Raw genomic sequence first — 6,271 nt, 5'->3', positions numbered from 1 at the left:
TTTGATAATTTTCGAGAACGCGTATTAGCTTGCTTTTCTAATTAGATAAAAATATCACCGCAACTTCAGGAGAGCCTCATTGACACCAATGGTTTTAAATTATACCGTATTTAAAGGCACAATAGCTGATTTCAATTTCAGTCAAAATTGAAGTAACGAGTCATCTGTTATTAATTCCTTTTTCTCTTTCTTCCTCTATCTCCTCTGCGTCCTCTGCGGTTACTTTCAAAACTATAAATTTAACCGCAGATCTACACAGATGAATGTAGGTTGAGATTGTCTCTTAGTGCATAAAACAAAATGAAGCAATCTTCACCCACTGCGATGGCTTCTTACTAATTACCCATTAACCGTTATCCATGATCAATTCTCCGTTCCCCTCTATCACTTCCCCGATCGCCCAAGCACCAATTCCCTGAGATTCAAACCATTTAACAGCCTGTTCTACTTCCCTGGAATCGAGCAACAGCACAAACCCAATCCCCATATTAAAAGTATTGAACATATCTGCTGGGGCAACTTGGCCCGCTTCAGCAATCCACTGGAAAATTGGCAAATTTGGCCAGCTATTGCTGTCAATTTTTACAGATTGATTAACTCCCAAACAGCGGGGCAAATTTTCCGGCAAACCGCCGCCCGTAATGTGAGCCATGCCGTGAATTTCTAGACCGCTCTTAATTGCTTCGAGGACTGGTTTAACATAAATTTTAGTCGGAGTTAGCAGCACTTCTCCTAAAGTTTTGCCACCTAACTTTTCGGGTTGGGAATGCCAGTCAAAACCCAGATCGCCCGCAATTTTTCTCACCAAACTAAAACCGTTGCTGTGCACGCCCGAACTCGCCAGCCCCACAGCCACATCTCCCACCCGCACCTGCGAACCATCCAACAATTTGCTCTTTTCGACAATTCCGACACAAAACCCCGCCAAATCGTACTCACCCGCTTGGTAAAAACCAGGCATTTCTGCCGTTTCCCCTCCGAGTAAAGCACAGCCCGCTTGCTTGCAACCGTCAGCAATCCCGGCCACCACCGCAGCTAATTGTTCGGGATTTAACTTTCCCGTGGCTAAATAATCGAGAAAAAAGAGGGGTTCGGCCCCGGATGTCAGCACGTCGTTGACGCACATCGCCACCAAGTCGATACCTACCGTGTCGTGCCGATCGAGATTGTGGGCCAATTTCAACTTAGTCCCAACGCCGTCAGTACCCGAAACCATCACTGGCTCTTTTAAACCCTCCGGAACGCTGAAAAAACCGCTAAACCCGCCGAATCCGCCCAAAACTCCCGATCGGTGGGTGCTCTTGACCATACTCCCGATGCGCGAGACAAAAGCTCTGCCCGCCTCAACATCCACACCTGCTTCTCGATAATCCATAAGTCCGCCAAATCGATTTCTTCTAATTTTTAGTTTATTCCCATAACAGTTGACAAACAGCTTTTTTAAGACTAGCCATTCCGTAGCCCACAAAATACACTAATTTTTTGTAAATTTTTGTAAATTTTTCCGTAATAGCTGAAACGGCTGTAAGCACTGGAACTAAAGGATTTTATGATAGAGGGTTTTTAGAAAATTTGATGAAGATTTGGTGAAAATCGCGATCGCAGCGATCCCCAACCACAAAAGTTTGTGGTAGTCTGTTGCAGTTCGTGAACAAAACACAAATTGCGGATCGAGTACGAGTTGTCAAGTGTCAGGGAAGTTTCCGCCAATTTTTTTTGGGGCGGAAGCATTAAAGCAAAAACGCACCCGGATACTTTGCTTTGACTCACGGGGGAATGGCGAAGGGCAAGAGAGAAATCCTTGACGCCCGCCGCCAAATGGCCAATCCTCCAATCTCGGTTGGCAATGGCTATTCACAAAAATGGACGTATGAAGGAAAAATTTGTTGGTGGTCTACTAGCTGTCCTGTTAGTTCCTGTGGTAGGAACGGCATCCTCTTGTCACGCACAAGCAACAGGTGCCGACAACCAAAACTCTCAGGTTTCCGAGCAAGTAATTGCCACCCAACCGTCCCGGCAGTTAAACGCTACTCGGGTCGAAGCGCAAAAAGTCGGACAGTATCAGTATCAAGCCAGAGCTGAAATTGCCCGAGACTCGATCGCCAAAATTCAGCCCCACGACTTAGGCGGGCGACAAGCAGCGACAGTCTACGTGCGAAACATTCCAGTCATCACCTTTCTGAACGCGAATCCGGAAAAAAACACGCCTTTGGGAGAAACTGGCAACAGCCAAGCCGGTGCTAGCAGTCCGTCGAAAGTAGCGGGCGCGAGAGAAAATCCCAAAGTCGGAAACATTGCCAACAATGACCGCATCCAAGAACCCGATGCAGTTTGGCGGGCATCAAGCTTAGCAGCAAGACTCAATCAGCTAGCCCGCAACAACATCGATCCCAACAGCATTACCGTTAAGTGGGAAAAAGGCGATCGCTACATTATCCAGGCAAACGGCGAGGACTTGGTAAACATCAACGCCGAAACCATCCTCCCCGACACCACCAATGACTTTAGCCGAGACGCCCTGCAAGCAACCAATCGCCTCCGCCGGCTTCTGGGCAACGCCCCACCCTTGGAAGAAATCGCAGGCAAACCCCAACCAGAACCCCCTGTGCTGTCTCTGGGCCCAGTTCAAGTGCGCCTCAGCGGCTGGGCTTCCTGGTACGGCCCGGGATTTGACGGCAACCTCAGCGCCAGCGGCGAGCGTTTCAACCAAAATGATTTGACCGCAGCCCACCGCAATTTGCCATTCGGAACTAGAGTCATGGTCAGAAATCTCGACAACGGCCGCACCGTAGTCGTCCGCATTAATGACCGCGGCCCCTATGTGGGCGATCGACTCATTGACTTGTCCGCAGGCGCAGCCAGCGTGCTGGGAATGATGGGCAGTGGGGTTGCGAGAGTGGAAATCGAAGTGATGGAACCGCCGCAGCAAACAACTGTGGGACGCTGAACGGTAGTCTAAGGCAGAATACAAAAGTTATCCGAAGTGTAGAAGGCAGAAAGTAGAATAAAACTGACATCTTGCACCATTCTTGGTGGAAGAGGCATCTTACCTGTTCTTGAGGATGATGCAAGATGTCAAGTCGAACAAATTCTGACAAATAAACTCTGTATTCTGCCGAATGCCTTCAGGAGATTCTACCGGTGCGCCTGTTTACTACCATTGCAGCACTTCGCTGCTACTTAAATTTACAAAAGTCTGCTGCACCTCATTTGACAGTCGGTTTGGTGCCGACGATGGGAGCTTTGCACGCAGGGCATCTGAGCTTGATCCAGCGGGCAAGGCAAGAAAATGTGATCGCCCTGGTCAGCATTTTTGTCAACCCGCTGCAATTTGGGCCGACAGAAGATTTTCAAGATTATCCTCGGAATTTCGAGCAAGACCGACTGTTGTGCGAACAAGCGGGCGTTGATGCTATTTTTGCTCCCTCAGCAACCGAAATGTTCGGCAAACAAGCGGTTCTTCGCACAGAAACAGAGCAAACCGCCCAAAAACAGATAGAGATTGACCTTTCATCCTTAACTCAAGTAGTGCCGCCACCGGCGATGACATCGGTTTTGTGCGGCAAAGCAAGGCCCGGTCATTTTCAGGGCGTCGCGGCAATTGTTACTAAACTTTTGAGTTTAGTGCTGCCGACAAAAGCTTATTTCGGTCAAAAAGACGCCCAGCAGCTAGCAATTATTCGGAAACTGGTCTTTGATTTTAACTTGCCTGTAGAGATTGTCGCTTGTCCGATCGTCCGCGAAGAGTCGGGACTGGCAATGAGTTCTCGCAATCAGTATTTAACAGCAGAGCAAAAACATCAAGCCTCCGTACTCTACCGCGCCCTGCAACAAGCCTCGGAAACTTTTGCTTCAGGGGATCGCACCGCAGCAGCCGCACTCGCTGCAGCCCACGCAGCAGTCAAAGGAGAGCCCGCAGTCAAGCTCGAATACGCCGAACTCGTCGATCCCGACACTTTGACGCCCTTGCAGGTTGTGGAAACAGCGGGACTTTTAGCCGTGGCCGCCAGAGTTGGCTCTACTCGCTTGATTGACAATATAATTCTCAGGAATCGTCGGCCCATTGTGGCGATCGACGGCCCGGCGGGAGCTGGCAAATCTACCGTAACTCGCCTTGCCGCAACAGCTTTAAACTTATTTTATCTGGATACCGGTGCGATGTATCGGGCGCTGACTTGGCTGGTCTTGAAAACAGACACGCCGATTTCCGACGAATGCGCGATCGCCGAATTAATCAGTTCCAGTTATTTGGAATACAACCTCGATCCCGCATCAAAGATGTTGAAGATTAACGGCGAAGACGTAACCGAGGCAATTCGCAGTTTGGAAGTGACATCCCGCGTCTCGGAAATGGCGGCAATTCCCGCCGTGCGGCAGTTTCTGGTGGAGGAACAGCGGCGCTGCGGCACAAAAGGCGGAATTATAGCAGAAGGCCGCGATATCGGTACTAACGTGTTTCCCGATGCTGAACTGAAGATTTTTTTGACGGCTTCGGTACAAGAGCGATCGCGCAGGCGGCTGTTAGAACTTAAAGATACCGATCGGGGTAATATTAGCTTGGCGCAATTGGAACAAGACATCGCCCTACGGGACGAAAAGGACAGCACCCGCGAGGTTGCACCTTTGCGTAAAGCGGTCGATGCTGTGGAAATTCAAACAGACAATCTGACTGTTGCTGAAGTTATAGATCGGATTGTCGGCTTGTATAAAGAGAGAATCGGCCCTAAAAGTTAATTTTACGACGCTGGGCGCGCGCGATCGCCCTCATATCAAATGCGGTTAAACTCACATCTTGCCCCATTCTCGCTTAACACCCTTTCGGGTCTATCCCCCAAAGACTAAATTTTCTTGTGGGGTGGCCTCTTCTAGCCCCCCCTCCTTGAAAGGCTTATTAACAACAGTGCCACATCTCACGTTAAACCAACTTGCAGTGTCAGGTAGGGACGGCGGTCGATGCGGGCTGAGTCCCTAAGAATATCGTGCCATTAATCCGATTTGAGCGCCGTCCCCGTCCCTGGGGAAAAAGTTCAACCATCCGGCGTTTTCATGGGTTAGGGGATTTCGGGCGCACAAATCTTAAATTTTTTTATCCGGACGGAGTTCCCCATGATCGGTTATTTCCAGTAGCATTTTTACCGACAGTCCAATTTAAGATTATCCTCTTAAGTGGATTAACTTGATATCAACATAAAATCTCAAATTAACTGTACAAGGTGTAAAGGAGAGAATAACGTGACAAAATTAAAACTGCTGTGGAGGCGGCGAAAAACTTTAATCGTTGCTTTTATGGCAGCAACAGGAAGTTTTTTGCTGGGTGTGACATGGCCGATTAACTTGCGAGCAAATCAGCCCTTGCAACCGATTCAGGCGCAAGTCTTGGCCGTATCCCACTCGCAAGAACAACAGCCGATGTCCAATATTAATAAGTTCTCCGAGGCGATCGCCCGTCGAGTTGAATTTTCCCAAAATGCTCTTGCCCAATTGCAGGCAATCCGATTTCACTCACCCGTACCGGATCAGTTTCAAGGTACAACCATTAGTCACGCGAAACTCGACCCCCAGCACAAGGCGATCGCCCTGACATTTGACGACGGCCCCTGGCCCAAAACAACTAGACAAATCCTAGATATTCTCAAGGAAAATAATATTAAGGCTACATTTTTCTGGGTAGGAAAATACCTGCAAAATTATCCAGAAATTGGCAAACAGGTTGCAGCAGCCGGTCACGCGATCGGCAATCACACTTGGAGCCATGAATACCTTCAGTATAACGAAGACGGTGCTGCTCGCGAGATCGATCGCACTTCATCCTTAATTGAGGACTTGACCGGCATCCAAACATCGATGTTCCGGCCGCCAGGAGGCATTTTAAACAATGGATTGACAGCTTACGCTCAAAAGAAAAATTATGCAGTTGTGATGTGGTCTGCTGATTCTTTTGATTGGCGCAGTCTTACGGAGTCTTTGATGGACAACGTGATGAGGCAAGCCAATTCCGGTGGCATTGTGCTGATGCACGACGGCGGTGGTAATCGATCGAGAACTGTAAAAGCTTTGCCCGACATTATTGCTCGATTGAGAAAGGAAGGGTACATTTTCGTAACAGTTCCCGAGTTATTACAGATGCAAGAACAAGAGTCAAAACAGCAGACAACAGCACAAAAATAACAATTCGTAAAAGTGGTAGGTTATACCCCACATTCCGCAGATGTGGGTGGAATTTTTTTATCAGTTGTGAAAAGTGGGAACCCCAAAGTTTTTCCGTTGAACT

4 protein-coding genes are annotated in these 6,271 nt (G+C 48.6%); 3 read left to right on the top strand and 1 reads right to left on the bottom strand.

Annotation, left to right across the window (positions count from 1 at the left end):
• Window positions 1-346: 346 nt before the first annotated feature.
• Window positions 347-1,375 (bottom strand): phosphoribosylformylglycinamidine cyclo-ligase, encoded by a 1,029-nt coding sequence (gene purM / locus QUA04_RS28335; protein ID WP_333263749.1) that lies wholly within the window; start codon window positions 1,373-1,375, stop codon window positions 347-349.
• 495 nt (window positions 1,376-1,870) lie between these two features.
• On the opposite strand from purM, the gene QUA04_RS28330 reads away from it, so the two are divergent.
• The 3 genes from QUA04_RS28330 to QUA04_RS28320 all read left to right on the top strand — a co-directional run bounded on the left by QUA04_RS28330 (window position 1,871) and on the right by QUA04_RS28320 (window position 6,168).
• Window positions 1,871-2,947 (top strand): septal ring lytic transglycosylase RlpA family protein, encoded by a 1,077-nt coding sequence (locus tag QUA04_RS28330; RefSeq protein WP_333263745.1) that lies wholly within the window; start codon window positions 1,871-1,873, stop codon window positions 2,945-2,947.
• Between the two features lie 194 nt (window positions 2,948-3,141).
• Complete coding sequence (locus tag QUA04_RS28325; protein ID WP_333263742.1) at window positions 3,142-4,734, top strand: bifunctional pantoate--beta-alanine ligase/(d)CMP kinase; 1,593 nt, start codon at window positions 3,142-3,144, stop codon at window positions 4,732-4,734.
• A 498-nt stretch (window positions 4,735-5,232) separates the two neighbouring features.
• A complete protein-coding gene (locus tag QUA04_RS28320; RefSeq protein WP_333263739.1) occupies window positions 5,233-6,168 on the top strand; it encodes a polysaccharide deacetylase family protein in 936 nt (311 codons plus the stop codon).
• Window positions 6,169-6,271 lie beyond the last annotated feature (103 nt).

The organism is Microcoleus sp. S13_C5, from assembly GCF_036700845.1.
GTDB lineage: Bacteria > Cyanobacteriota > Cyanobacteriia > Cyanobacteriales > Microcoleaceae > Microcoleus.
The sequence above is the reverse complement of the archived record's forward strand: the minus strand, read 5'-3'. Positions and strand labels throughout refer to the sequence as shown.

Coding starts and splice junctions, on each gene's coding strand:
- QUA04_RS28330 (WP_333263745.1), top strand. CDS start 1,871: ATGAAGGAAAAATTTGTTGGTGGTCTACTAGCTGTCCTGTTAGTTCCT.
- purM (WP_333263749.1), bottom strand. CDS start 1,375: ATGGATTATCGAGAAGCAGGTGTGGATGTTGAGGCGGGCAGAGCTTTT.